Origin of the sequence: Pedobacter sp. B4-66 (assembly GCF_018492665.1) — a bacterium.
In the GTDB taxonomy this organism is placed as follows: Bacteria; Bacteroidota; Bacteroidia; order Sphingobacteriales; family Sphingobacteriaceae; genus Pedobacter.
Genome location: NZ_JAFVME010000003.1, coordinates 564,900 through 590,256 on the forward strand (window position 1 = coordinate 564,900; position 25,357 = coordinate 590,256).

21 protein-coding genes are annotated in these 25,357 nt (G+C 38.3%); 9 read left to right on the forward strand and 12 right to left on the reverse strand.

Going from position 1 to position 25,357, the window contains the following annotated elements:
• Position 1 precedes the first annotated feature (1 nt).
• Positions 2 to 4,756, forward strand: a complete 4,755-nt coding sequence (locus J1905_RS23705) for a collagen-like domain-containing protein (protein ID WP_214226567.1) — start codon at positions 2 to 4, stop codon at positions 4,754 to 4,756.
• Positions 4,757 to 4,781: 25 nt separating this feature from the next.
• The gene (locus tag J1905_RS07015) at positions 4,782 to 5,198 is read left to right on the forward strand and encodes a hypothetical protein (protein WP_214226568.1); all 417 of its coding nucleotides are present in this window, start codon (positions 4,782 to 4,784) and stop codon (positions 5,196 to 5,198) included.
• Between the two features lie 289 nt (positions 5,199 to 5,487).
• Here J1905_RS07015 and J1905_RS07020 read toward each other — a convergent pair whose 3' ends face one another.
• The 3 genes from J1905_RS07020 to J1905_RS07030 all read right to left on the reverse strand — a co-directional run bounded on the left by J1905_RS07020 (position 5,488) and on the right by J1905_RS07030 (position 7,798).
• Positions 5,488 to 6,339 carry an HD domain-containing protein gene (locus J1905_RS07020; RefSeq protein WP_214226569.1) on the reverse strand — a complete coding sequence of 284 codons (852 nt, stop codon included), beginning with the start codon at positions 6,337 to 6,339 and terminating at the stop codon, positions 5,488 to 5,490.
• 114 nt (positions 6,340 to 6,453) lie between these two features.
• The gene (locus tag J1905_RS07025; RefSeq protein ID WP_250318027.1) at positions 6,454 to 7,440 is read right to left on the reverse strand and encodes a Gfo/Idh/MocA family protein; all 987 of its coding nucleotides are present in this window, start codon (positions 7,438 to 7,440) and stop codon (positions 6,454 to 6,456) included.
• Positions 7,441 to 7,444: 4 nt separating this feature from the next.
• A complete protein-coding gene (locus J1905_RS07030) occupies positions 7,445 to 7,798 on the reverse strand; it encodes a hypothetical protein (protein ID WP_214226570.1) in 354 nt (117 codons plus the stop codon).
• Between the two features lie 6 nt (positions 7,799 to 7,804).
• Between J1905_RS07030 and dinB the strand changes: the two genes are divergently transcribed.
• From dinB to J1905_RS07045, 3 genes are all read left to right on the forward strand, one after another.
• Entirely contained in the window at positions 7,805 to 8,860 is a 1,056-nt protein-coding gene (gene dinB, locus J1905_RS07035) for a DNA polymerase IV (protein WP_250318041.1), read from the forward strand.
• Between the two features lie 101 nt (positions 8,861 to 8,961).
• Entirely contained in the window at positions 8,962 to 9,540 is a 579-nt protein-coding gene (locus J1905_RS07040) for a hypothetical protein (protein ID WP_214226571.1), read from the forward strand.
• Between the two features lie 339 nt (positions 9,541 to 9,879).
• Positions 9,880 to 10,191: a hypothetical protein gene (locus J1905_RS07045; protein ID WP_173089564.1), complete on the forward strand. Its 312-nt coding sequence runs from the start codon at positions 9,880 to 9,882 to the stop codon at positions 10,189 to 10,191.
• Between the two features lie 411 nt (positions 10,192 to 10,602).
• On the opposite strand, the gene J1905_RS07050 is transcribed toward J1905_RS07045, so the two are convergent.
• Together J1905_RS07050 and J1905_RS07055 are read right to left on the reverse strand one after the other, a co-directional pair.
• On the reverse strand, positions 10,603 to 11,658 hold the full coding sequence (locus tag J1905_RS07050) for a patatin-like phospholipase family protein (RefSeq protein ID WP_214226572.1): 1,056 nt from the start codon (positions 11,656 to 11,658) through the stop codon (positions 10,603 to 10,605).
• A 354-nt stretch (positions 11,659 to 12,012) separates the two neighbouring features.
• Positions 12,013 to 12,507 carry a DinB family protein gene (locus J1905_RS07055; protein WP_214226573.1) on the reverse strand — a complete coding sequence of 165 codons (495 nt, stop codon included), beginning with the start codon at positions 12,505 to 12,507 and terminating at the stop codon, positions 12,013 to 12,015.
• A gap of 194 nt (positions 12,508 to 12,701) precedes the next feature.
• On the opposite strand from J1905_RS07055, the gene J1905_RS07060 reads away from it, so the two are divergent.
• Positions 12,702 to 13,322, forward strand: coding sequence for a phosphatase PAP2-related protein (locus tag J1905_RS07060; RefSeq protein ID WP_214226574.1), 621 nt, complete (start codon positions 12,702 to 12,704; stop codon positions 13,320 to 13,322).
• Positions 13,323 to 13,355: 33 nt separating this feature from the next.
• Here J1905_RS07060 and J1905_RS07065 read toward each other — a convergent pair whose 3' ends face one another.
• Entirely contained in the window at positions 13,356 to 14,639 is a 1,284-nt protein-coding gene (locus J1905_RS07065; protein WP_214226575.1) for a M16 family metallopeptidase, read from the reverse strand.
• A 12-nt stretch (positions 14,640 to 14,651) separates the two neighbouring features.
• A complete protein-coding gene (locus tag J1905_RS07070; RefSeq protein ID WP_214226576.1) occupies positions 14,652 to 16,013 on the reverse strand; it encodes a M16 family metallopeptidase in 1,362 nt (453 codons plus the stop codon).
• Between the two features lie 148 nt (positions 16,014 to 16,161).
• Between J1905_RS07070 and J1905_RS07075 the strand changes: the two genes are divergently transcribed.
• The gene (locus J1905_RS07075; protein WP_214226577.1) at positions 16,162 to 17,130 is read left to right on the forward strand and encodes a phosphatidylinositol-specific phospholipase C; all 969 of its coding nucleotides are present in this window, start codon (positions 16,162 to 16,164) and stop codon (positions 17,128 to 17,130) included.
• A gap of 89 nt (positions 17,131 to 17,219) precedes the next feature.
• Here the strand turns inward: J1905_RS07075 and J1905_RS07080 are convergent, their stop codons facing one another.
• Positions 17,220 to 17,789: a porin family protein gene (locus J1905_RS07080; RefSeq protein WP_214226578.1), complete on the reverse strand. Its 570-nt coding sequence runs from the start codon at positions 17,787 to 17,789 to the stop codon at positions 17,220 to 17,222.
• A 171-nt stretch (positions 17,790 to 17,960) separates the two neighbouring features.
• Between J1905_RS07080 and J1905_RS07085 the strand changes: the two genes are divergently transcribed.
• Positions 17,961 to 18,683 (forward strand): class I SAM-dependent methyltransferase, encoded by a 723-nt coding sequence (locus J1905_RS07085; protein WP_214226579.1) that lies wholly within the window; start codon positions 17,961 to 17,963, stop codon positions 18,681 to 18,683.
• A gap of 9 nt (positions 18,684 to 18,692) precedes the next feature.
• Here J1905_RS07085 and J1905_RS07090 read toward each other — a convergent pair whose 3' ends face one another.
• Complete coding sequence (locus J1905_RS07090; protein WP_214226580.1) at positions 18,693 to 19,028, reverse strand: cupin domain-containing protein; 336 nt, start codon at positions 19,026 to 19,028, stop codon at positions 18,693 to 18,695.
• Positions 19,025 to 19,615, reverse strand: a complete 591-nt coding sequence (locus J1905_RS07095) for a GNAT family N-acetyltransferase (protein ID WP_214226581.1) — start codon at positions 19,613 to 19,615, stop codon at positions 19,025 to 19,027. Before J1905_RS07095 ends, J1905_RS07090 begins: the two co-directional genes overlap by 4 nt.
• Before the next feature lie 214 nt (positions 19,616 to 19,829).
• Here J1905_RS07095 and J1905_RS07100 point away from each other — a divergent pair, with 214 nt between their 5' ends.
• Positions 19,830 to 20,630 (forward strand): murein L,D-transpeptidase catalytic domain family protein, encoded by an 801-nt coding sequence (locus J1905_RS07100; protein WP_214226582.1) that lies wholly within the window; start codon positions 19,830 to 19,832, stop codon positions 20,628 to 20,630.
• Between the two features lie 83 nt (positions 20,631 to 20,713).
• Here J1905_RS07100 and J1905_RS07105 read toward each other — a convergent pair whose 3' ends face one another.
• Positions 20,714 to 22,123: a TolC family protein gene (locus J1905_RS07105; RefSeq protein WP_214226583.1), complete on the reverse strand. Its 1,410-nt coding sequence runs from the start codon at positions 22,121 to 22,123 to the stop codon at positions 20,714 to 20,716.
• Positions 22,124 to 22,149: 26 nt separating this feature from the next.
• Positions 22,150 to 25,347 (reverse strand): efflux RND transporter permease subunit, encoded by a 3,198-nt coding sequence (locus J1905_RS07110; protein WP_214226584.1) that lies wholly within the window; start codon positions 25,345 to 25,347, stop codon positions 22,150 to 22,152.
• Between the last annotated feature and the right edge of the window lie 10 nt (positions 25,348 to 25,357).

Consider the following 25,357-nt stretch of genomic DNA (forward strand, 5'->3'; position numbering starts at 1 on the left):
TATGAGAAGTACATTTTTTGCTATAGTATTTATTCTTTTTTCAGGACTGCAATGGGCCGTCGCTCAAGATGGTTTTAAAGGGATAAACTATCAGGCTGTTGCCAGAAATACCAATGGTACAGTCTTTTCAAATCAAGCTGTAAAGGTTAAAATCTCCATTTTGGGAGGCTCAGCAAATGGCGCTGTTCAATATATGGAAGAGCATTCTGTAAATACAAATCAACTGGGGCTATTTTCTTTGCAAATAGGTAAAGGAACTCCTGGAACTGGTACATTTGCTTCCATACCATGGCATAACGCAAACCAATTTGCTAAAGTTGAACTAGCTATTGGAGGAGGTTCATACACTGCACTTGGTAGCACTCAATTAATGAGTGTTCCTTATGCACTATATGCTGCATCAGGTAATCCCGGCCCTGCAGGTCCTGCTGGAGTGCAAGGTATAAAAGGTGACAAGGGCGACAAAGGTGATATTGGAAATGTTGGCCCTGCAGGTGCAGTCGGTGCAACTGGATTAACTGGACCAAAAGGTGCTAAAGGTGATGTAGGACCAGCAGGTGCTACTGGTAACCCAGGTGCAATTGGACCAATTGGCCTCACTGGGCTACAAGGTATCCCAGGAATAAAAGGTGACAAGGGAGACAAAGGCGATATTGGAAATATTGGCCCTGCAGGTGCAGTCGGTGCAACTGGAGTAACTGGACCAAAAGGTGCTAAAGGTGATGTAGGACCAGCAGGTGCTACTGGTAACCCAGGTGCAATTGGACCAATTGGCCTCACTGGGCTACAAGGTATCCCAGGAATAAAAGGTGACAAGGGTGACAAAGGCGATATTGGAAATATTGGCCCTGCAGGTGCAGTCGGTGCAACCGGACTAACCGGGTTAACTGGACCAAAAGGAGCTAAAGGTGATATAGGGCCTGCAGGTGCTACTGGTAACCCAGGTGCAATTGGACCGATTGGCCTTACCGGGCTACAAGGTATCCCAGGAATAAAAGGTGACAAGGGCGACAAAGGCGATATTGGAAATATTGGCCCTGCAGGTGCAGTCGGTGCAACCGGACTAACCGGGTTAACTGGACCAAAAGGAGCTAAAGGTGATATAGGGCCTGCAGGTGCTACTGGTAACCCAGGTGCAATTGGACCGATTGGCCTTACCGGGCTACAAGGTATCCCAGGAATAAAAGGTGACAAGGGCGACAAAGGCGATATTGGAAATATTGGCCCTGCAGGTGCAGTCGGTGCAACCGGACTAACCGGGTTAACTGGACCAAAAGGAGCTAAAGGTGATATAGGGCCTGCAGGTGCTACTGGTAACCCAGGTGCAATTGGACCAATTGGCCTTACCGGGCTACAAGGCATTCAAGGTATCCCAGGAATAAAAGGTGACAAGGGCGACAAAGGTGATATGGGAAATGTTGGGCCTGCAGGTGCAGTCGGTGCAACCGGACTCACTGGGTTAACTGGACCAAAAGGCGACAAAGGTGATGTAGGGCCTGCAGGAGCTACTGGTAACCCAGGTGCAATTGGACCAATTGGCCTTACCGGGCTACAAGGCATTCAAGGTATCCCAGGAATAAAAGGTGACAAGGGCGACAAAGGTGATATGGGAAATGTTGGGCCTGCAGGTGCAGTCGGTGCAACCGGACTCACTGGGTTAACTGGACCAAAAGGCGACAAAGGTGATGTAGGGCCTGCAGGAGCTACTGGTAACCCAGGTGCAATTGGACCAATTGGCCTTACCGGGCTACAAGGCATTCAAGGTATCCCAGGAATAAAAGGTGACAAGGGCGACAAAGGTGATATGGGAAATGTTGGGCCTGCAGGTGCAGTCGGTGCAACCGGACTCACTGGGTTAACTGGACCAAAAGGCGACAAAGGTGATGTAGGGCCTGCAGGAGCTACTGGTAACCCAGGTGCAATTGGACCAATTGGCCTTACCGGGCTACAAGGCATTCAAGGTATCCCAGGAATAAAAGGTGACAAGGGCGACAAAGGTGATATGGGAAATGTTGGGCCTGCAGGTGCAGTCGGTGCAACTGGACTAACTGGGTTAACTGGACCAAAAGGCGACAAAGGTGATGTAGGACCTGCAGGTGCCACAGGTAACCCAGGTGCAATTGGGCCAATTGGCCTTACCGGGCTACAAGGCATTCAAGGTATCCCAGGACTCAAAGGTGACAAGGGCGACAAAGGTGATATGGGAAATGTTGGGCCTGCAGGTGCAGTCGGTGCAACTGGACTAACTGGGTTAACTGGACCAAAAGGCGACAAAGGTGATGTAGGACCTGCAGGTGCCACAGGTAACCCAGGTGCAATTGGGCCAATTGGCCTTACCGGGCTACAGGGTATTCAAGGTATAAAAGGTGACAAGGGCGATGTTGGGCCTGCAGGTGCTATGGGCGATCCAGGTGCTGTTGGCCCGATTGGTCCCGCTGGACCACAAGGTATTCCCGGTAATATTAGTGGGATAGCTGCAGGTGGTGATCTTTCAGGTACTTACCCTAATCCGGTTGTAGTGGCGCTACAATCCAAATCCATTGACCCGACAGCACCAGTATTAAATGATGTATTAAAATTCAATGGTGTATCTTGGGCACCAGCAGCAATTAGCGGTGGTGGCTTCGTTTTACCTTTTAATGCAAATGAAAACAATGCAACTCCATTATTTTCTGTAAATAATTCAGGAGATGGAACTTCAATTGAAGGCACAAATGGAACTTCAACCAGTAGTGTAACAGCAATAAAAGGTATTGTTACTAGCTCTGCTCCTGGGGGATTTTCTAGTGCAGTACGCGGCATCAATAATGGAACAGGTGGTTTAGGAATTGGCGTATGGGGATCTCAGGCTGGATCTGGCTGGGGTGTATACGGTACAACCCCTAATGGCCTTGGTGTATATGGAAATTCATCCGGCTCAGGAACCGGGGTATATGCTAACAGTACTTCTGGAATTGGTCTTACAGCAACAAGCAATAACGGAGTGGCAGCAACTATGTCAATTTTTAATAATGCCAATCATAATTCTGTATTAAATGCTTCTACTGTGGGTAATGGAACCGTTATAAGTGTAACTTCCACAGGATCTGGAGCCGGTGTCTATAGTAGTACTGGATCTGGTTTTGGAATACATGGAATTACCTCACAACAAACATCTGCAGGTATTGTTGGAGATAACAAAGGCGCAGGAGAAGCCATAGTAGGCCGCACAACAAGCGATATTGCAGGGGCTGTTGTTGGTCGTAATGACGGTGGTGGTTATGGAGTAAGAGGTTTTATCGCCACCAATACTGCTAATACAGGTGTTGGGGTGTTAGGACAGGTGGGTTTAAATAACAGTACGGGTATGGCTGGTAAATTTGAAAACTCTAATCAAAACAATACTGAAGCGAATATTCTGGAAGTAGTTAGTAACTCGAATGGAAATATTCCGAATAACACTTTAGGCAACGCAGCATCTTTTAATTTGAAAAATGCAAATAGTGTTGGTGCTGCGGTACGTGCCGAAGTAAATACTATCTTCGGAAATTTTGGAGCTGCCGGTATTTTCGGCGTTTCTTCCGGTACTGGTGGTCGGGCCGGTTTGTTTTATGCGTCTAATCCTGCAGGTAACGGACAAGCATTAGTAGCACTTACTGATGGCAATGGTAACGCAATTACTGCAAACGCAGGAAAAGGTGGTAACGGTGTAGAAACAAATGTAGATGGTTCGGGAAATGCGCTTTATGCATGGGTACCTTCATTTTCACAAGGGCGAGCAGGCCGCTTTGAAATATATAATGAAAACAATACAAATGATGCAATAACAGTTAGAACAATCGGAAATGGTACTGCCGGTAATTTTTTAGTAGACCGCACTACCGGTACATCTCCTGCTATTAAAGGTGAAGTTAATTCTATGTTTGCAGACTTTGGAACAGCAGGCGTTTACGGAATATCTTCTGGAACGGGCGGATACGCTGGATTATTTCATGCTTCCAACACTGCCGGTAATGGCCCGGCAGTTGTCGCGCTAACGGAAGGAAATGGTAACGGCATAACTGCAAATGCAGGTGGTAATGGCGATGGAGTTGAAGCCTCAGCCGATGGAAATGGAAATGCAATATCAGGATTTATACCCAATTTTGGCACAGGAAAGGCTGGTAGATTTGCTAATTTTAATAATGCAAACTCACAACCAGTAGTACATGTTACTACTCTGGGAACCGGAAATGCCTTGTTGATTAACCATCAAGGTCCGTCAGGAGATATTGCAGTTTACCAAAATGCAAGTGCAAATGTAGCACGTATCAATAAAGCAGGAAGAGGTTTTTTCAATGGAGGGACACAAAATAGCGGGGCAGATATCGCTGAAGCTTTTGAGGTTACTGATCACATATCAAAATATGAGCCTGGAGATATTCTAATCATTTCAGTAGATAAAGACAGGACTGTAGAAAAATCAAACAAAGCCTATTCCACCTTGGTTGCTGGTGTTTATGCCACAAAACCTGGGGTATTACTAACAGAAGAAAGCATTGACACAGATTTGAGTGGACAAGTCCCAATGGGAGTTATTGGTGTAATTCCGACCAAAGTTTGTCTTGAAGGTGGCGTAATTTCCAGAGGTGATCTTCTGGTTACATCTTCTACCTCTGGTGTTGCCATGAAAGCAGATCCTGACAAAGTCAAAATCGGACAGGTAATCGGTAAAGCGCTGGAACCTTATACAACGGAAAACGTAGGAAAAATCAAAGTTTTGGTTAGTATTAAATAGTATTCAACATAGTAAAATAGAATATATGAAAACGATATATAAAACAATAGCAATTTTCGCATTAATTCTAAATGCAAAAACCTCATTTTCACAAGAACCAAACACCAAAGAAAGCACTGGAAAACAATACATTAACAACCGAGTACCTGGTTTAAAATATGGCCCATCGGCAATACAGAAAAGCAGTATTCAATCCGATAATTCAAAGCAAAATACCACGGGAAACATTAGAGATATTATCTTTACAGGTGGTGTACCAGCAAATAAACCACAAGCTTCCAGAACGAATCAGACATTAGCAAAGCCCTCTAATGTTAAATTAACGAGCGAAGAAAAAGCTACGGAACCGGAGAAAAACAAACCAGAAATAAAAAACATTATTCCATCGCAAGGAGATGTAAAACCCGATATCAAGCCAAATGAAAATAAGAAAACAAAATAAGACACCTTTATTTTGAATAGTAAAAACCCAGTTTGCTTCAATGCAACCGGGTTTTTGCTTTTTTTTTCCCTAAACTATTATTTTATTTTTACCTTCATCAAAAATTTAATATCATGGAACAACATCAGTCAGCACACGGTCTTCAAATAACAATTGTATTAGTAACTTTAGCTGTGATTATTGCAGTTACAGCATTCTATTTAACTTTTCGCAAACAGAGAAATACTGAAGACGCAGGACACCACTAAACATAGTTAAGACACACAAGGGGATTAAGGTTCTCTAAGAACTAAATTAAAGCATTTAACTGACGGTTCTTCATCTTTAAACCCATCCCCTTTTTAACAAACACATCAAAGCCCCTTTGTTGTTTGATTGCTTTAATGCCCTCATAGCCGGCAGTAGTGCTTCTGATCTTATTAAGCAAATAAGTATCATCTTTAAAAAGATCACTATGAACCAACTCATTTCGTTGTAGACCAACTTTAATTAGCTCTGTAAGCTTTCTATTTGCATAAACATGCAAAGGAAAATTAAAGACTTCCTCAATTAGCTTCTTGTACAAATTATTGATCCATTCAGCTTTTTCGGCATTTTCAACTACAATAACTCCGTTTTCAACAGTAAGGCTGCTAATGAAATCCTTAACATCTTTTCTTGAAACTAGACCGGCATGATAAGAGTCTCTCAAAGTGTAATCCAAGCGATCTGCGCAAAGCTTAGGCATTGGCTGTTCCAGAATATTAAAAACTCCTTTAACAACTTCATCAACATGATAGCCATGCCAAGACAGGATTTCGGGAATATCAGATGATTTCAATACCTCCTCAAAAATCTGTTCATGATAGTTTTCTTCAGTATTGTCGAATACGTAATCGCCTACATGCGAAAATGCAGTATGCGATATATCGTGCAACAAACCAGAGACCTGCTCAATTTCAGATCCTCCAAGCTGTCTGATCAACAACATCACTCCTATTGAATGTTCAAGCCTTGTATGGCAGATATCTGGATTAACCAGAAAAATAGCGCCACTTTGGTGAATACGGCCAAGTCTCTTAACCCAGGAGGAGTTAATTAAATCATCAAATATTCCTGGAAGCTCAACTTTACCAAAAAAGATATCATTAATTAGTACCATAATACATTTTATTAACGCACAATAATACTAATAATATTAGTTTTTATTAAATAATAATTTCAATTTTTTTAGCTAAATTGATCAGTATTACTAAACAAATTAGCTTACAATAAGTTACCCCTTTTTTGTAAAGCTATCCATTAGCTGCATAGATAATATTGCTTGTTCTGAAGAGCATGGGTTATCTCCTTGATCCAAAAAATAGGCGGTAACTTTATCTATCATTGGTTGCTGAACATGCTTTAAGGGTTCAAAAACAAATTCTTCTTCGTACCCATCTTTTTTTATTGATATCTTATTTCCGAATATTGGGAAGCTAATTGTTCCGGCAGAACCGGTTATTTCACAAATATCCTTTTTATCATTTTCTGATACAGTAAAGCACCATGTTCCATTAAATACCACTCCGCTTTCGAATAAAATTTGCCCAACAACAAGATCGTCTGCCGGATATTCTCCAGATTGATTTATTGAAATCCCTGAAGAACTGCTTACTTGTCCAAAGTAATAAATCATTAAGTCTAATTGATGTGGTGCCAGATCATGAAATAACCCACCTCCGGAAATGGATGGATCTAGTCGCCAATTGTTTCCCGTACTAGCTATTAAATTATGAGCAGGAGATTGTAGCATTTGCAATTGTACAAATCGAACCTCTCCGATTACTCTCTTATCCAATAGCTCCTTAACCTTTAAAAACATTGGCTGTGCCCTCCGATAATGCGCTACACTTAATTTAACCTTATACTTTAGTGATGCGTTCTGCATCCTTAAGGCCGATTCAGCATTTAAAGTCATAGGCTTCTCTACATAAACAGACTTACCTGCTGCTAATGAGAGCAATGTATACTCTTCATGCTGTAAAGGAGGTGTTGCTATATAAATAGCGTTGACATCAGGATCGTTAATTAATTTTTCTGCGTCGTCATACCATTTAGGAACTCCATGTCTTAACGCATAATCCTTAGCTTTCGCCGCATCTCGTCGCATTACTGCTACAATTGATGAATTTGGCACTTTATTAAAGGCAGGGCCGCTTTTCACTTCAGTTACATCACCACAACCTATAATACCCCATTTAATTTCTTTTATTGATTGCATTAGTTTAGCTTTTACTTTCCAAAGCTACAATATGCATTCCTATTTCATCAACCAATTCCTGACTTATATGATCTGTAGTTTTCCATTGTACTGAACTGCTTCCCTTAATACAATAGATATGCCCTGTTCTTTCGCCATTAATATATACGATATAGTCCCCTTCTTTTGGCATTTCAATACGAATAGCACTTGGCTCGCCGCTAATCTCAATCGTAAATTCATGTGGGTTCAAGTCCTTCTCCATAATAATGTCTTTATTTTTATTTAAAAACACATAAACTATGTTATTGTTTACCAGTTGAAATACATTTGTAAATGTTATGCCTAAATTTAAACTGTGATCAGAAAAATTATCCATATTGATATGGATGCATTTTATGCATCAGTTGAACAGCGTGATTTCCCCGAATTTATGGGTAAACCAATTGCTGTTGGTGGCTCCCCTGATGGTCGGGGTGTTGTAGCAACGGCAAGCTATGAAGCACGCAAATTTGGTGTTAAATCAGCAATGCCTTCGAGACAAGCGCTTCAACTATGTCCTGAAATTATATTTATCAGACCACGATTTGAAGCTTACAAAGCCGTTTCAGTACGTATTAGAGAAATCTTTAGTCGATACACCGATCTTATCGAGCCTTTATCACTTGATGAAGCTTATCTTGATGTAACACAAGATAAATTGAATATAGGGTCGGCGCTTGAAATTGCCAAACAGATTAAACAAGCCATAAAGGATGAACTTAATTTAACTGCATCTGCTGGTGTTTCCTCAGGTAAGTTTGTTGCTAAAATTGCTTCAGACATGAATAAACCTGATGGTTTAACATTTATCGGCCCCTCAAAGATTGAAAGCTTTATGGAAAAACTTCCGGTAGAGCGCTTTTTTGGTGTTGGTAAAGTAACTGCCAAGAAAATGAAAAGCATGCAGCTTCATACGGGTGCTGATCTTAAAAGACTCACTGAACAAGACCTTGTTAGATATTTCGGCAAAGCAGGCAAATTCTATTATACAATTGTTAGAGGTATTGATAACCGGGCTGTACAATCTGAACGGCAAACTAAATCTCTGGCAGCGGAAGATACTTTTGAGCATGATTTAATTACTGTAGAGGAAATGCATACCGAATTAAGCAAACTGGCAGATAAAGTAGCTATTCGCTTAAATAAACATCAGCTAAAGGGACGAACAATTACACTTAAATTAAAATACAGCGACTTTAAACAAATCACCCGAAATCAATCATTCCCACATCCTGTTTCTGATTACCAGATAATTATAGACACTGCCAAACAGCTTTTAGAGAATATTGATTTAGTAGAAAAAAAGGTTAGACTACTTGGAATATCTCTTTCCAATTTCAATGAAATCCAGCTTCATCCCCGTTTAGGAGACCCCTACCAACTTCAACTATTTGATTAAGCTAACCTAACTAGTTTTTAATATTTTAAGTCCGTATTTCCATTTTTCAAACAAAAAACATCCGGATTTGTTAACTTATTATATAATTAAAAAATCTAGCTATGAAAAAATTAACTTTAACTCTTATTTTAGGTATCACGGTGTTATTTGGAGCAAATGCACAGATACAAAAAGGTAATGTAATGATGGGTGCTAACCTCTCAAACATTTCTTTCGGATTGGATAAACCAAATGTATTCAGTTTAAAAATAAATCCTAAAGCAGCATGGTTTGTACAAGATGGTTTGGCATTAGGTGGTGATGTTTCATTTGGTCTTGCAACCGCTAAAGGTGCAGGTACTGATATCAGCTACGGCGTTGGTGCTCTTGGTCGTTACTATGGTGCTACCGGAGCCAATGAAGTGGTTAAAAACTCAAGGTTCTTTGGCGAAGCTACAGTTGGTATTTCAGGTGTAAATCCTTCAGTTGGTGGCTCTACTAACGGCTTAGGTTTTAGTTTCGGACCGGGCTGGACTTACTTTGTAACGCCTAGCATCGGTTTGGAAGCATTACTTAAATACAATGGTGTTGTAGGTTTTGGCAGTAGTGCCTATGCGCATAATCTTGGTCTTGGGGTAGGTTTCCAAATTTACTTACCAGGAAAAGGTACCGCACGTAAAGTACAAAGAGATATGCAATAATCGCTACTCTTTAACTTTGAAAAGGCCGTATCATTTAAACATGATACGGCCTTTTCTATTTATCAACGATGCATTCTGTTAAAGTACTCTTTATACCCGTATTTTAAATCTGTTTGTTCGAGATCAGGACGTGTGCTATAGTAGTATAACGTCATTACCACTTTTTTGTTTCTGATCTCACCAATCTGTGGAGTTTCTCCACAAGTTCAACACATACAAAAACCAGTAACTATCTAAAAATCAACCTAATGCCATAAACATAAGATTTAGGCATTATTATGTAGCCTAGTCTAGACATAACTAACAAGAATTTTTAACTGAAATTTTAAAATAAGTATTATGAAAAAGATCATCTTATCAGCAGCATTTTTAGCATTAGCAGGATTAACTACAGTAAAAGCAAGCGACATTAAAAACCCAGTTAGAGTTGCTGTTCAACAAGATAGTGTTACGAAAACTCCGATTGAATTAAAAGATCTTCCTGAGCCAGTTCAAAAAACACTACAATCTGATGCAGTTAAAGCTTGGACTCCAACAGCAGCTTTTCTTGTAACAAAACAAGATAAATCGACATACTATCAAGTTGATGTTAAAAAAGAAGCAGAAACAGGTTCATTGAAGATTGACAAAGACGGAAAAATTATCCAGTAATATAAAGAACCAAAAATCCCTAAAGTTTAATTAACAAGCAACAAAGCCAGAGCAATCTGGTTTTGTTGTTTAGCATAACTTCTATTAATTGTGATGTTATTTCACAAAAATACCATCATGCAATATAAGATATAAAAATGCATCTAATTAATTGCCAGACGTGTTTTTACAATACTTATTTTAATAACTGCGTATTTTCACAGTTGTAATCATTCCAATTCCCTATTAATTTTGGTATCAATAAAAAAGCAATTAATAAACCCTAATGCCATGTATCTCAAAAAAACAAAAAAATCATCTGTAACCAAGTATGCTATTAGTGTCTTAAAAGTTTTAGCATTTATTTTATTTGTATTCTGTTTCTATCAGGCCTGTAAAATAACTACTCCCTAATAAATGTTCTATTGGGAATTAGCGTGCAACCTTTAAAAAATCCCAAGGCATTTTATTTGAAGATCGTTTTTCCTCCTCAACCAGGAATTTAGCTATCAGGTTTAACAGACTTTCATTTTCACTTACGGTTTTATCTCCTAGAGCCACCAATTTCTCAATATTTGTTGGACTAGCCGCATCTAACCCTTCTTTAATACTCTCCAAACTATTTGGTTCAATACGTACATAATTCTTCTCCTTCCCTACTGAGTGAAAAAGTTGCTGCAAAAAGAAATCACTGGTTTCTGCAACGCCACTCATCATAATATCAATTAAAGCAGGCACAATAGCCATCGCGCTACTCTTTTTAAAGTGATCGTAATCATAAGACCTTTTAGAACGACCGGTACCTAAAGAACATAGATAAATGTCGTTTATCCTTGTCTGATTAAATGCTTTTGTCACTTCTATTAAGCCACTCAACGCAGGATTTGTAGCAAATACGCCCCCATCAAGTAATGGGTACCTAACATTTGCCAATGAATGTATCTCAGCAACACTAAAATAAGTTGGTGCAGCTGATGTAGCCCTACACACATCTTTTAAATAAAAGTCCCTTACATCGCCACGCACTATTGCATTTTGTTGTCTAAAAAAATGTGTTTTGCGAAGTTCAATATTATAAGCACTTATGATGCATGGCTTAATAAGCTGACTAAGCTTAGTTTCACCGAAATACTTCTTCAACACCCCCTCAAAGATGCGACTATTGTAGCGTTCACCCGCTAAGCCAAACTTCGCTCTCAAGCGTTTAAAGAAACTCATTTTAAAAATCTCGTTACCGTGCTCCAGATAAAGATCGAGTGCCTCCTTAGCCGAAAATCTTGGCCGGGTTGGATTTTCTTCGGACGGACATAGTAACAGGCAGGTTAAAATACCTCCTGTACTCGTTCCGGCAAAAAAATCAAAATAATCAACAATAGCTGCATCTGGGTTCTTACTTTCCTTTTTTAACTTTTCCTCGAGCGCTACTAAAAGCATCCCTGGAATAATTCCTCTTATCCCACCGCCATCTATAGAAAGGATTTTCTTCATAATACATTTGGGTTACTGTAAATATACTTACTTATATCATATTGCAAAACCTACCTGCGTATTTACACAGTTGTAATAAAAATATTGCCTGCTTATGTTTGTAGTAGCGATTTGATTAAAGAATAAGGCACTTGTACCGGCCTCTTTAGTACTTTGTTACCGGTACTTAAAATTGAAGTTCATCTTATTACAAAGATATCAATCACGCTCTCCAGTAAATTGTAAAATCATCTCCTATGAAAACAACAAAAGCCGAGGTTCAACTCCGGCTTTTGTTGTTTTAAAGAAGTACTGAAATTTTCTGTCGAAAACCTATCTCATTGGTATAAATTTGCTTAATTTATAATATTTTTTCTAGTCATATTTTATTGCTTCATAACCTAATAACCTACGCCACAATGCGATCTGTCCGATGCAATTTGCTTCACGATAAATAATGAAAGCTATCATTTCATAACTTGTCATTTTTACTGGCCCCATATCGATCTGCTCATTTAATTTTTCGTCTGTTACATTGATTAGTGCAGTTCTTAATAATGGACTTATGTGATCCCAATCCTTTTTAAACTCTTCAAGCGAAGGATAAGTAACATTCTCAATTATTCCCTGATGATTTTCAAACAATTCATGCGCTGCCTGTTTACCACCGACGCCCAACATATTCGCTAAATCATATCGTTGTTCAACAAGGCTTCCTGCAAGCCAGGAAACATGATTAGCCTTAGTATTTAATCTATTATGTGCATCTCTGCTAGAGATTCCAGAAATAGCTTTCGAATAAAAACCGGTATGCATATCAAATAACACAAGAAGAGCATACATCCTTTCACTAGTTGTTTTAATTTCCATGACATTTCTATTTAAATTTTTTAATGTTAATTTAGTGTAATCGGAATATAAATTCTGACTTTTACTGAGTATGTTTAACATTACTAACTTACCGCTATAATCTAACTATTAAAGAGGTAGGGCGCGACAATGTTAGGGGGCAATTGAGACATACTTTTTTACAATTATTAGAATAACAAAACTTAGATTAACTAATGCATTCTAAACAATTCTCCTGGCAAATTGCTTGGGATTACCCACCATTTAGGTTAAAACTTATATTAGGGACAATTATACTTATTGCAATACTGTTATTTATACCACAGTTTTTTCACCATATTGAAGCAAGGGAAGGTACCGTATTAAATGATTGGTTATTAAAGAGAATACCGCCAGTTGATGTTTCGCTGTATATATTTATTATACTTTATGCCTTAATAATCCTGTTTTTGATCAGAATGTCAAGAAACACGTTAATCTGTTTAACCGCGCTATGGACATTCGTATTTCTATGTATAGCTCGTATTTTATCTATTACCCTGGTACCTCTAAATGCTCCTACAGGGATTATTGAGCTGGCAGACCCATGCTCTATTCTTTTCTATAGATCAAACGTGATTACTAAAGATTTATTCTTTTCGGGCCATACAGCTACTTTAATTGTTGGGGGGATGTGTATGCAAAGTAAAAGAGATAAAGCTATTGCATTTATCGCGGCAGGGATTGTTGGTATACTATTACTTGTTCAGCATGTACATTACACTGCTGATGTTGTTGCAGCACCATTTTTTAGTTATATATGTTGGTATCTAGGCAAAACAGTGGCTAAAATTTAAATTAGAATCTTGGGTTTTAAATTGATGTAAGAACTACTGGAAAGCAAGTTTCCCCAATTGTTCATCTCCCAGGTATAGCCAAATTGCTCCTTTTGCAAATTTATTAAATGCCCTACCCATATCCTCCAAAGTAACTTTATTAATATTCGTAAGCATATCTTCTTCCATTTTATACCCCCCAAGTACCTCAGCCTCTCCTAGATCATCAACAATAGCGCTTGAACTTTCCTGATGCCTATAATACCTTAATCGATGATCCTTTTTAACTCCGTCAAGAAACGTCTGGCTATAACGACCACTACGGATGCTGTTAAAAACTGCAACCATGGCTTGAAAAGATTTTTTGGGCTGCGTTGTACTCACATACATTGAAGTAAAAGGTATTTGTTGCATTTCAATAGTTGCACCAGGAGCATATGAAAGTCCTTGTTTTACGCGTAATTCATAGTGTAAATTACCGCTTAAAGCATTTATTACCAGTAAAAAAGGAGCATAATCGGGATCACTCATTGTTGGAGCATTCATGATGCCGCTTATATAGTTTGTGGCCAGATCACGTTGCTCAGTATACAATTTTTCGCCCGTAAGCATTTTCGGATTGTACACTGGTACTGTATAAGCCTTAACCGGAATCCCCTTGAAAGCCTCATTCACCTTCTTTTCAAGCTCCTCCTTGGTGATTTTACCTGCTACTACTAAAAACATTCTGTTTTTATTTAAAAGCTGATTATGATAGTAATTAGAAATACTGTCTGCTGTAAATCCACTCACTGTTTTTTCTTTACCAATAGGATCTGTACTATACTGGCTGCCACTAAACATAGCTTCCATTGACATTTGCTGAATCCTTGATTCTGGAGATGCATGATTTTGATAAATGCCAGAGATAACTTTTTCTCTGGTTGACTGAAATTCTGTTTTATCAAAAGCGGGGTTACCTACAGCATCTGAAAATAATTTCCATCCCTGATCAAAATATTTAGAAATGCACTCCATACTAATAATTCCGTAATCAGTTTTAGACGACCCTCCTATTTTTATCCCATATTCATCAGCTAATTCTTTATAATCATTTACACTATAGTTCTTTGTTCCGCATGATGCCGCGGCCATTAAAGCAAGGTTTTCTATCCCAGCCTGCTCCGGTTGATAGTTCATAACCCCACCTCTAAAAAACATACTCATACTGACTGTTTCCTTTTGCGTTGGTCTTAAAATCACTTTAAGTCCATTCACATCAAACGATACAGCCTTAGTTTGAGATTTTGCAGAGACAAGGATCAAAGCAAAGGCGAGGGTTAATATATATGATTTCATCAGTTTAGAAGTTTATTTGAAGAATTCTTGAGGTTTTACGTTGTCGACAATGCTTTTATTGATAATCATACCTGCACAAAAAGGCTTTCCCTTGATATATTTTCTAACATAATTAAGTAAATCTGCCCTGGTTATTTTATTAAGATTTTCTTCATAGTGAGTATAATAATCTATCGAAGCCGATGCCCACCAAAAGGAAAGTAAATGCGCATAATCTGAAGTTACCTCTCTACGTTCAACCTGAGATATTGAAAGTAATCGCTTTGCGCGTTCTATCTGAACATCTGATAGATAATCATCTTCATCCCATAAAGCAATTTGTTTTAATACCTCTTCATAGCACTCTTTAATTTTTGTAGGATTCGGGCTTACCATAAAACTAATTGGCCCTGTATATTTCTGTGTATAATAGTTTACGCTGGCCATTTGCGCCAATCCAGAATTAATCAACGATTTCATAAGTTTCGAACCATTTTGATTTACGATAAACGAAAATACATCGGCGGCATAAGTGCCAGGAATATCGTTTCTCGTATCTGGTCCATGCCAACTAAAAAGCATATAAGGAATCGGCATTTTATTAGATTCTATGATGTAATAATCATTTTTGGCAAGTGGTTTAACCTCTGGAATCGGCCACTTTTTAAAAGGATCAAATGGTGATGCCTTCCAACTTCCAAATATATCTTCGGCAGCACTAAAAGCCTCATCAGCTTTTACATCACCTGCAATTACCAGAACAGAGTTGTTTGGCCAGTAATATTTATTTTTTATAGAATCCATTTTAGATGGCGTGGCCGATAAAATGATATCATGGTTTCCAATTACATTCTTTCTCGAATAATTAGCACCCCACATGTGTCTTTTATCAGCATCTATTAGCTCATAAAGCGGACTAGACTCATGCCTGGTAAATTCGGCATTTACAATTTCATTTTCCAATACCATATCTTCTTTAGTGAATATGGGGTTGCGAATAGCGGAGTTCATAAATTTTAAGCCCGGTTTTAAGTTGGCAGTAGGCAGCGTAAAAAAGTAGTTTACGACCTCTTCCTTGGTAGTAGCATTAGAGGTGATTTCCAACTCATTACTCCTTTTGTTAAAGCTTTCAAAATTTGGATAATCTTTATTGGCTTTAAAAAACAAGTGCTCGTAAAGGTGGCTTAGGCCATTATAATCATCAGACTCTGTAAACGAGCCATTTCTACATGCCATTTCAATTGTAGCAAGAGGAACAGTGTTATCTACTACAACCACTATTTCGAGTCCATTTGGCAGCTTTTTAAAATACATATTATCTGCTATTTTCTGTTGCGAAAACACAGAATAACAACCCATTGCAAGGACTACCGTAAGTAAAAATTTAGAGCGCATATGGTTTAAATTGGAACACCTAATTACTTATACAAATACGGGTAAATCTTTTAATTTATCAAATAATTGTATGCCTTTTTGTGAATCTGATTTTTCCTTATATTGTATATAATAAATAAACCAAATTAAATCCCTAAAAACCTCAAGTATGAGAAATTTTAAACTTCAATTCCCGTTAATCATTGCGGGAATCCTTGCGCTCACGTCGTGCAAAAAGCAAGAGCAACAAGTATTGCAATCTAAAAAGATGCAAGAAAAATCGGTTGCGCCGGCACTCGTGTTAACTTACACCATGAGTAATTGGATGGGCTCTCTACCGGATGCCACTAACGTTGCTCAAATCTCCATCCCTGGAACCCATGATTCAGGGGCAAGAACAGAACCTGTTGCCGGTACTGCTAAATGTCAGAATTTAAGCATTGCTGATCAACTTACTGCGGGCGTAAGATATTTAGATATCAGATGCAGACACATTGGTGATTCTTTTGCCATTCATCATGGTTCAATTTATCAAAATTTGAATTTTACAGATGTATTAAATGCATGCATCGGTTTCTTAAACAGCAATCCTACAGAAACAATTATCATGAGTGTAAAGGAAGAGTATGATGCTACTAATAACACCCGTAGTTTCGAACAAACATTTGATTCTTACGTAAGTCAAAATCCTACTAAATGGGATTTGGGAGATGGAGTTCCTACTTTAGGATCTGTAAGAGGAAAGATCAAGTTATTAAGACGATTTGGAGCAGGAACTACAAAAGGTATTGATGCTACTAACTGGGCCGACAACACTACTTTTAACATCAATAATTCGGCAGCTAATTTGAAAGTTCAGGATTATTACAATGTGAGTAATGTAAATACAAAATGGTCGAACATTGAAACGCTTTTTAATGAGGCTAATAATGATACTTCTAACAGGTTATATTTGAATTATACTAGTGGTTATAAAGCGCTTATTTTTGGCATTCCAAGTATTACTACGGTTTCTAATTCTGTAAATCCGAAGATAAATACGTTTTTCACAAATAACACTCACGGACATTATGGTGTTGTTCCAATGGATTTTGTGGATGCAACCAGAAGTCAGTTAATTGTGAATACTAATTTCTGATAGGAAGTGATAAATTATAAAGCGATCGTCCTGAAATAAATTTAGGACGATCGCTTTAACAAAATGTTTATACATTTTGAAGTCTACTTCTAAAATATTTTAAACCCAACTGACAGGTTAAATATTCCGGTTTTCTCATCAAGACCTTTGTTAATCTTAGTTAATCCTCTGCTGTATCTGGCATCAATGGTTAAACTACCTATATCAACACCTGCATTAACTACTCCACCTGCCGTAAATTTCTTATAATCAAACTGATCGGGTCCTGCGGCTTTGTTTAATGAGTAACTTAGATCTGGCCCTGCCGAAATTCTAAAGTTCAATGCTTCGGTATTAATGATCTTATAACCAACCATTAATGGAATGTTAACCTGTTTAAATTTAGGACTATAAACTTTTGAATTGTAGGTATATTCACTTTTAAATGAAGTATAATTTACCTCTGGTTGAAAATATAACGCATCTCCAACTCTGGCAAACACGCCAACATTATAGCCTGCTTTTCCTTCTTTTTCTTTTACCTCTTTAAAACTTGTTGGAAGAGTTGCATAGTTAATACCAGCTTTTATACCAAAATTAACTCCCGACTGTTGGGCTTTTACTGAACCAATGGTTACCATGATTACCGCAATCATTAAATAGAACTTGTTTGTTTTCATACTTTCTGTGTTAGAATAATTATTTATTTTTTGTGATTTGATAGTATGACAACAGGTTTAGCTCTTACCCCCACGACCTATTAAAAAATATTTTTAATGACATTAAAATGCCAATAGAAACACCCAAATAAGCCAAACAATCCTAATTTTGGAATAATAGAATTACTAAACATGAAAACAGATTATTCCAGTAAAGCCACTAATGAAGAAATTAAGGAGAGATTTGATAACGATGTAGAACGTTTTTCGAATCTTAACACAGGTCAGCAAACTACTTTAGATGCGCCATTAACCATGGAGCTATGTACAGACGCCGCAAAACACGTTGTTCCGAATGCGAAAGAGCTTTTGGATATTGGCTGTGGTGCCGGTAATTACACACTAAAAATGCTCACCAAAATCCCAAATCTGAATTGTACGCTTAATGATCTGAGTTTACCTATGTTGGAGAGAGCCAAAGAAAGAATTTCTGCTCAAACTTCAGGAACGGTAACTACCATTCAGCTGGATATGAAAGAGCTCGATTTGCCCGCTGAAAAATACGACATCATACTCGCCGCTGCTACGTTGCACCATTTAAGGACTGATGAAGATTGGGAGCTAGTATTTACTAAATTTTACAAATCGCTTAAACCCGGAGGATGTTTATGGATATCTGATTTAATAACTCACGACACAGAACCTTTAAACACCCTATTTCAAAAGAAATATGGCAATTACCTGGAGTCATTAGGAGGTCCTGAATATCGCCAAAAAGTATTCGACTATATTGAATATGAAGACACACCTAGGTCTATAAATTTCCAATTGAACTTAATGCAGAAAGTTGGTTTTAAAGACACCGAGGTACTTCATAAGAATTTATGCTTTGCAGCATTCGGAGGGGTTAAATAACCCCTCTTCTTAAAGAAAGTCTTCCCTATGAGGCGTAAAGGCATCTATTAAAGTACCAGCCTCAAGACAAACACAGCCATGAATTACATGTGGAGGTACATAATACCCATCTCCTTTTCTAATTACACGTACTTCCTCTCCGATGGTCATTTCAAAAGCTCCGCTATCTACATAAGTTACCTGAGTATGGTGGTGTTCATGAAGATCGCCTACAGCTCCTGCTTCAAATTTTGCCTTTACCAGCATAATCCTGTCATCATAACCAAAAACCTGTCTTTGTATTCCGTTACCTAAATCCTCCCATGGGGTTTCATCATCAATCTGAAATAGGCTGCTTTGTATCATAGTTTACTATTTAGTTTTTTTCTTAAAGAATGTTCCCATTCCTGTTTTAACATACTTAAAACAATGGTATCCCGTCTGCTTCCATCCAAGCGGATCACATGACTTCTTAAAATACCTTCCTCAGTACATCCTACGCTTTTCATGGCGGCAATGCTTCTTGTGTTAGTCGTATCAGCAGCAAACTCTACCCTCTCAAATCCACTGTTAAAAGCGAAATCAAACAAAAGGTATTTGCAATGTTTATTTAATCCTGTACCATGAAATTGCTTTCCGTACCAAGTATAACCGAGGCTTAAATTATGCTGATTAAGCTTTACATCATAAAACCGTGTGCATCCCGCGTATGCATTTGTTCGTTTATCGACAATAACATACGGGTATTCTTTTTTAGCATTTCTCGCTTCAATGGCCAATAAAAGATATTTTTTTAATGCTTCTTCTGTATCCCCTTTTTGTGTGGAAAATCTCCAGATTTCCGACTGATTAGCAAAGGGCAATAGATGTGCTACATCATCTTCCTTTAAAGGTCTAAGAAGCGCAATTTCATCTTCTAAAAGATGGTCAGCGGCAAAGTCAAAGTCAATCATTTTATACTTTTTATGCGGAGTAAATATTAACTAATGTATGGATTTAACAGCTAATTTTATTGAAATTACTAAGTCATAAAAAGGTAATAGAATCATTTTCAATGTATTAATCCGAATATATTTTTAGTATGTTTGAAAATATCTAAAGAACTGTATTTGAAGAAACACTACCTAATTAACGCATTAAATAAAAGTATCACGAGAGTTAAAATCTATGACGAAATGCATTTTGGGGGGAGTATCGATGTTAGCACTCAGCCTTTCTTTAACAATTTTTAACGGGACAAACAGGGAGCCAGTAAAACCTGTAATTGTTACCGAAATTACTGAAGATAGTTTATATGAAACCCACGTAAACAATCTTTACAATCAGATAAATCTTGAACAAACAGGATTAAGTCACGCAGTATTTGAAAAAGCACTTACAGGCTATTATAATCTTAAAAAAACCGGTCGGCTTTCTGAAGAAAAATCTATCCTTTCCATTGCTGATTTTGATAAAAACAGTACTGAAAAGAGACTTTGGATTATTGATCTCGAGAAAAAGAAGTTGGTTCTAAACACCTGGGTTGCCCACGGACAACGTAGCGGCGCTGATAAGGCCACTCGTTTTTCAAACACAAACGAATCTTTTCAAAGTAGTATAGGATTTTACCTTACGGCTGAGGTTTATCGTGGCCAGCACGGACGTTCATTACGTTTGGATGGTATGGATCAAGGATTCAATTCTAATGCCCGTAGCAGATCTATTGTGGTACATGGTGCTGATTATGTTAGTCAGGGTACAATAAATGCCTTAGGTAGGCTTGGACGTAGTCAGGGATGCCCTGCAGTACCCAAAGAGCTTTCAAATTCAGTGATAGATGCAATAGAGGGAAAAACAGTATTGTTCATTAATGTCACTGATCAGAGATATACTTCAAGGTATCTTGATGAGCATAATGCTGCATCATTTGCAAGTAACTTCGATCAACAGGATACAACAAGCAGTCCGGATTCGACACTAAATATTTAAGAAACTTAATGGTTACTATATACAAAACCCACACAAAAATATCTTTATGTGGGTTTTGTATTGAATGTAAAAGGTCTAATGCCTTACAATCCGCCTCCAAGCGAACGATAAAGCTCAACTGAAGCGCTTAACTGCGCGGTTTTTATAGCTGCCAGTTCAAGCTCACTTTGTAAAGAATTACTTTGAGCAGTAATTACTTCCAGATAAGTTGCCATTCCGTTTTTAAATAGTAGGTTGGCATTTTTAACAGCCTGCTGTAAAGTGCCAACCCTTTTTGAAGAAATATCATATTGAAGCTTTAATTTTTCAATTTTCACAAGCTCATCAGACACTTCACCTACAGCATTAAGCACTGATTGTCTAAATTCCAACACCACCTTTTCACGGTCTATTTTAGCCAGTTCATACTGACTTTTCAATTGTTTGCGCTGAAATATTGGCTGTGTTAATCCACCTCCTACAACACCAAATAATGATGCAGGAATATTAAACCAATTACTTGCCTTAAACGAGTTAAGACCTCCACTTGCAGTAATACTTAACGAAGGATACATGCTTGCTTTAGCAATACCAACTTTAGCATTGGCAATGTTTAACGACAACTCAGCACTTTTTACATCCGGTCTTCTGCTAACCATTTCTGAAGGAATTCCGGCAGATAATTGAGATGGGATAGTAGTATTCTCAAGGCTGGCTAAACGTTCCACCACACCAGGTAACTGTCCGGTTAGGATACGCAAAGCATTTTCCTGTATGGTAATATTTTGCTCCAACTCAGGAATCAACTGCGCTGCTACCAATTGCTGCGCTTCAGCTTGTTGTATTGCCAAAGAGGTTACCTGTCCCGCATCAAACTGCATGTGTATAATGCGTAATGTACTATCGTTTAATAAAAGATTCTTTTTAGCTACAGCCATTTGGGCATCCATCATCAACAGTCTGTAGTAGCCTTGAGCTACATTAGCTACAATCCTTGTCTGAATTGCTTTTCTAGCCTCTGCAGTTTGTAAATAAGTTGCCAAAGCAGCTTGCTTCTGACCCTTTATTTTACCCCAGATATCAGCCTCCCATGCCAAACCAACATTGGCATTATAATCCTGAATAACTTTGGTTTTTAGAAATTGACCCGCACTTAATCCGTTCAAACTATTGTTAGATGGACGGTTGGCATTTGCAGTAACCTGCAAAGTAAGTTCAGGAATGTTACCAAGCTTTGATTGTTTAAACAGCACCTCTGCCGATTCAATATTTTTCAAAGCAATCTGCATATCATAATTTCTTAATAATGCAGTGTCTATCAAACGCTTTACACCGTCCTCAGTAAAGAAATTCTTTACTGAGACTTTACCAATGCTGTTGGTATCTATTGCATTGGCATTCCTGAATGTATCAGGTATTGCAGCTTTAGGTATAGCTACATCTTTGGAAACTTTACATCCGGCCAACACCACTAAAATTAACAGCGGGACCAATGTATTTATATACTTTTTCATGAGTATCTGATTTTTAAAAATTTATCTTAAGAATAGATGATTTCTGATTCTGGGTTTACTTTAACACCATTTGCATCCTGAGCATCACTAATGACTGCTGGCTTGCTTGATATTTTTTCCTGCAAATTCTGGAAAATCACAAAGAGAACTGGAATCAAGAACAAGCCAAGTACAACACCCGAAACCATCCCCCCTGCAGCACCAATACTTATAGAGTGGTTACCTTGTGCAGATGGACCAGTTGCAATACTCATTGGAAATAAACCAACAACGAATGCAAGAGAGGTCATTAAGATAGGACGTAACCTTAGTTTTGATGCTTCTATTGCCGCACTTACTAATGATAAGCCTGCCTTTCTACGCTGCGCTGCAAATTCAACAATCAGGATGGCATTTTTGGCCAGCAAACCGATAAGCATAATGAGGGCTACCTGTACGTAAATGTTGTTTTCAATACCGGTAAAACCGATTGCAATAAACACACCCAATACTCCCGTAGGGATAGAAAGTATTACAGCTAATGGTAAAATATAACTTTCATACTGTGCTGCCAACAAGAAATATACGAACACTAAACAAAGTATAAATACAACTGTGGACTGCCCATTTGATGAAATCTCTTCTCTGGTTTGTCCTGAGAATTCAAATCCATATCCGGCAGGTAATTGCTCTTTTGCCACTTCCTGTATCGCATTGATTGCATCACCAGAACTAAAGCCTGGTTTTGGAATTGCGTTAACCTGAATTGAGTTAAACAAGTTATAACGAGATGCTGTCTCAGAGCCATAAACACGGGTTAATTTTACCAATGTTTTTATTGGCACCATCTCTCCGCTTTTGTTTTTAACAAATACACGGTCTATTGCAGTAGGATCTGCCCTATCAGCAATATCTGCCTGTACCAAAACTCTGTAGTATTTACCAAAACGGTTAAAATCTGATGCTTGCGCACTACCAAAATAAGCTTGCATAGTTTGCAAAATATCACGAACATTTACGCCTAGCTGATTTGCTTTCTCATCATTTACCTCCAGTTGTAGCTGAGGATAATCTGCTTTAAAAGTGGTAAATGCAACCGCTATTTCTTTGCGTTTCATTAGCTCACCAATAAAATTATTGGCTACACCACTAAATTTATCAAGCTTACCACCTGTTTTATCCTGTAACACAAGATCAAGTGCCTCTACGTTACTAAAACCTGGAACGGTAGGGAAACTGAATACGAAGAAACTACCGCCACTAATAGCGCCTAATTTACCTCTTATCAGGTTCATGATTTCATTGATATCCTGTACTTTTCCTCTTTCTTTAGTAGGTTTTAACAGAACAAATACTACTGCCGACGAAGGACTGGTTGATGAGGTAAGCAAGTTGAAACCTGTAATAGAGGTTACAAATCTTGACGCGTCTAACGCACCTAATTCAGCCTCGGCCTGTTTCATTACTTTCGAGGTACCATCTAATGATGTTCCTGATGGCGTGTTTACAGCAATAGCCACAAACCCCTGATCTTCTGTAGGTATAAAGCCTGTAGGAGTTCTTTGCACCATCCATACAGTTGCTAAAATGATGATCACCAAACCACCAATACTAACCGCTTTATTTTTAATCAGGAATCTTAAACCACCTACATATCTATCTGTCATGGAATTAAAGCTCCTGTTAAACCCGGCAAAGAATTTCTCTTTAAATCCTTTTTTAGGCTCATCGGGATGACCGGCATGATTGTCTTTTAAGAACAAGGCGGCCAATGCAGGACTTAATGTTAATGCATTAATTGCAGATATAATAATAGCTGTAGCCATTGTAAAGGCAAATTGTCTGTAGAACACTCCGGTTGACCCTTCTAAGAAACCTACAGGAAGGAATACCGCCGACATCACCAATGTAATGGATATAATAGCTCCACTGATCTCGTGCATTGCTTCGGCAGTTGCCTGTTTTGCTCCGATACGCTTGTGCTCCATTTTGGCGTGAACGGCCTCTACCACTACAATCGCATCATCGACCACAATACCTATGGCTAATACAAGCGCAAACAACGTTAGTAAGTTAATTGAGAACCCAAATAACTGCATAAAGAAGAACGTACCTAAAATGGCTACGGGAACGGCAATAGCAGGAATTAATGTTGACCTGAAATCCTGAAGGAAGATAAAAACAACGATGAACACCAAAATAAAAGCTTCAATAAGCGTATGCTGTACCTGCTCAATTGACTGATCTAACGCAACTTTTGTACTATAAAAGATATTGTGCTTAACGCCTTTTGGAAAATCTTTAGCAGCCTTTTCCATTAACTTATTTATCTGAATCTGTATTTCATTAGCATTAGAACCTGCCAATTGTATGATACCTAAAACAACGCCTTTTTTACCGTTTAAGCGAGTTAAACTGTTGTATGAATACGCACCGAACTCTACCCTACCCACATCTTTTAAACGCAGTGTAGAACCGTCAGAATTTGCACGGATAGCAATGTTCTCATATTCTTCAGGTTTTGTAAGCTTGCCTTTATATTTAATAACATACTCAAAAACCTCATTACTTCTTTCACCAAAACGACCTGGAGCTGCCTCTAAACTTTTGTCTTGTATAGCTGACATTACCTCATTTGGGGTAAGACCATAGCTTGCCATTTGCGTTGGATTAAGCCAAATACGCATCGAGTAATCTTTTACACCACCAAATATACTGGCAGAACCAACACCTGGAATCCTTTTAATTTCGGGTATAATGTTGATTTGTGCGTAATTGGCAATGAATGTTTGATCGTATTTTGATTCATCTTCGGTATACATACCGATGGCCATGATGAAACTATTTTGTTGTTTAGCAGTAATGATACCTTGCTGCACTACTTCTGTAGGCAATTGACTTGTAGCCTGAGCTACACGATTTTGCACGTTTACAGCAGCCTGATCGGGGTCTGTACCTAGCTTAAAATACACTGTAATTGCCAATGTACCATCGTTACTGGCTGTAGAGCTCATATAGCTCATGTTTTCAACTCCATTAATAGATTCTTCCAGAGAAGGTGCCACCGAACGGAGTACGGTTTCGGCATTAGCGCCAGGGTAATTAGCAGTTACCAGTACTGATGGTGGCGCAATGTCTGGAAACTGCTGTAGCGGCAATTTAGTAAGACTTAGCACCCCCAGAATCACCAATAGTATGGAGATTACTGTAGCTAATACGGGCCTTTGTATAAATATTTTGAACATGACTGTTAAT

What these genes read in the sequence shown, in the direction of transcription:
- J1905_RS23705 (WP_214226567.1), top strand. Translation starts at nt 2, where the DNA reads ATGAGAAGTACATTTTTTGCTATAGTATTTATTCTTTTTTCAGGACTG.
- J1905_RS07015 (WP_214226568.1), top strand. Translation starts at nt 4,782, where the DNA reads ATGAAAACGATATATAAAACAATAGCAATTTTCGCATTAATTCTAAAT.
- J1905_RS07020 (WP_214226569.1), bottom strand. Translation starts at nt 6,339, where the DNA reads ATGGTACTAATTAATGATATCTTTTTTGGTAAAGTTGAGCTTCCAGGA.
- J1905_RS07025 (WP_250318027.1), bottom strand. Translation starts at nt 7,440, where the DNA reads ATGCAATCAATAAAAGAAATTAAATGGGGTATTATAGGTTGTGGTGAT.
- J1905_RS07030 (WP_214226570.1), bottom strand. Translation starts at nt 7,798, where the DNA reads ATGGATAATTTTTCTGATCACAGTTTAAATTTAGGCATAACATTTACA.
- dinB (WP_250318041.1), top strand. Translation starts at nt 7,805, where the DNA reads ATGGATGCATTTTATGCATCAGTTGAACAGCGTGATTTCCCCGAATTT.
- J1905_RS07040 (WP_214226571.1), top strand. Translation starts at nt 8,962, where the DNA reads ATGAAAAAATTAACTTTAACTCTTATTTTAGGTATCACGGTGTTATTT.
- J1905_RS07045 (WP_173089564.1), top strand. Translation starts at nt 9,880, where the DNA reads ATGAAAAAGATCATCTTATCAGCAGCATTTTTAGCATTAGCAGGATTA.
- J1905_RS07050 (WP_214226572.1), bottom strand. Translation starts at nt 11,658, where the DNA reads ATGAAGAAAATCCTTTCTATAGATGGCGGTGGGATAAGAGGAATTATT.
- J1905_RS07055 (WP_214226573.1), bottom strand. Translation starts at nt 12,507, where the DNA reads ATGGAAATTAAAACAACTAGTGAAAGGATGTATGCTCTTCTTGTGTTA.
- J1905_RS07060 (WP_214226574.1), top strand. Translation starts at nt 12,702, where the DNA reads ATGCATTCTAAACAATTCTCCTGGCAAATTGCTTGGGATTACCCACCA.
- J1905_RS07065 (WP_214226575.1), bottom strand. Translation starts at nt 14,639, where the DNA reads ATGAAATCATATATATTAACCCTCGCCTTTGCTTTGATCCTTGTCTCT.
- J1905_RS07070 (WP_214226576.1), bottom strand. Translation starts at nt 16,013, where the DNA reads ATGCGCTCTAAATTTTTACTTACGGTAGTCCTTGCAATGGGTTGTTAT.
- J1905_RS07075 (WP_214226577.1), top strand. Translation starts at nt 16,162, where the DNA reads ATGAGAAATTTTAAACTTCAATTCCCGTTAATCATTGCGGGAATCCTT.
- J1905_RS07080 (WP_214226578.1), bottom strand. Translation starts at nt 17,789, where the DNA reads ATGAAAACAAACAAGTTCTATTTAATGATTGCGGTAATCATGGTAACC.
- J1905_RS07085 (WP_214226579.1), top strand. Translation starts at nt 17,961, where the DNA reads ATGAAAACAGATTATTCCAGTAAAGCCACTAATGAAGAAATTAAGGAG.
- J1905_RS07090 (WP_214226580.1), bottom strand. Translation starts at nt 19,028, where the DNA reads ATGATACAAAGCAGCCTATTTCAGATTGATGATGAAACCCCATGGGAG.
- J1905_RS07095 (WP_214226581.1), bottom strand. Translation starts at nt 19,615, where the DNA reads ATGATTGACTTTGACTTTGCCGCTGACCATCTTTTAGAAGATGAAATT.
- J1905_RS07100 (WP_214226582.1), top strand. Translation starts at nt 19,830, where the DNA reads ATGACGAAATGCATTTTGGGGGGAGTATCGATGTTAGCACTCAGCCTT.
- J1905_RS07105 (WP_214226583.1), bottom strand. Translation starts at nt 22,123, where the DNA reads ATGAAAAAGTATATAAATACATTGGTCCCGCTGTTAATTTTAGTGGTG.
- J1905_RS07110 (WP_214226584.1), bottom strand. Translation starts at nt 25,347, where the DNA reads ATGTTCAAAATATTTATACAAAGGCCCGTATTAGCTACAGTAATCTCC.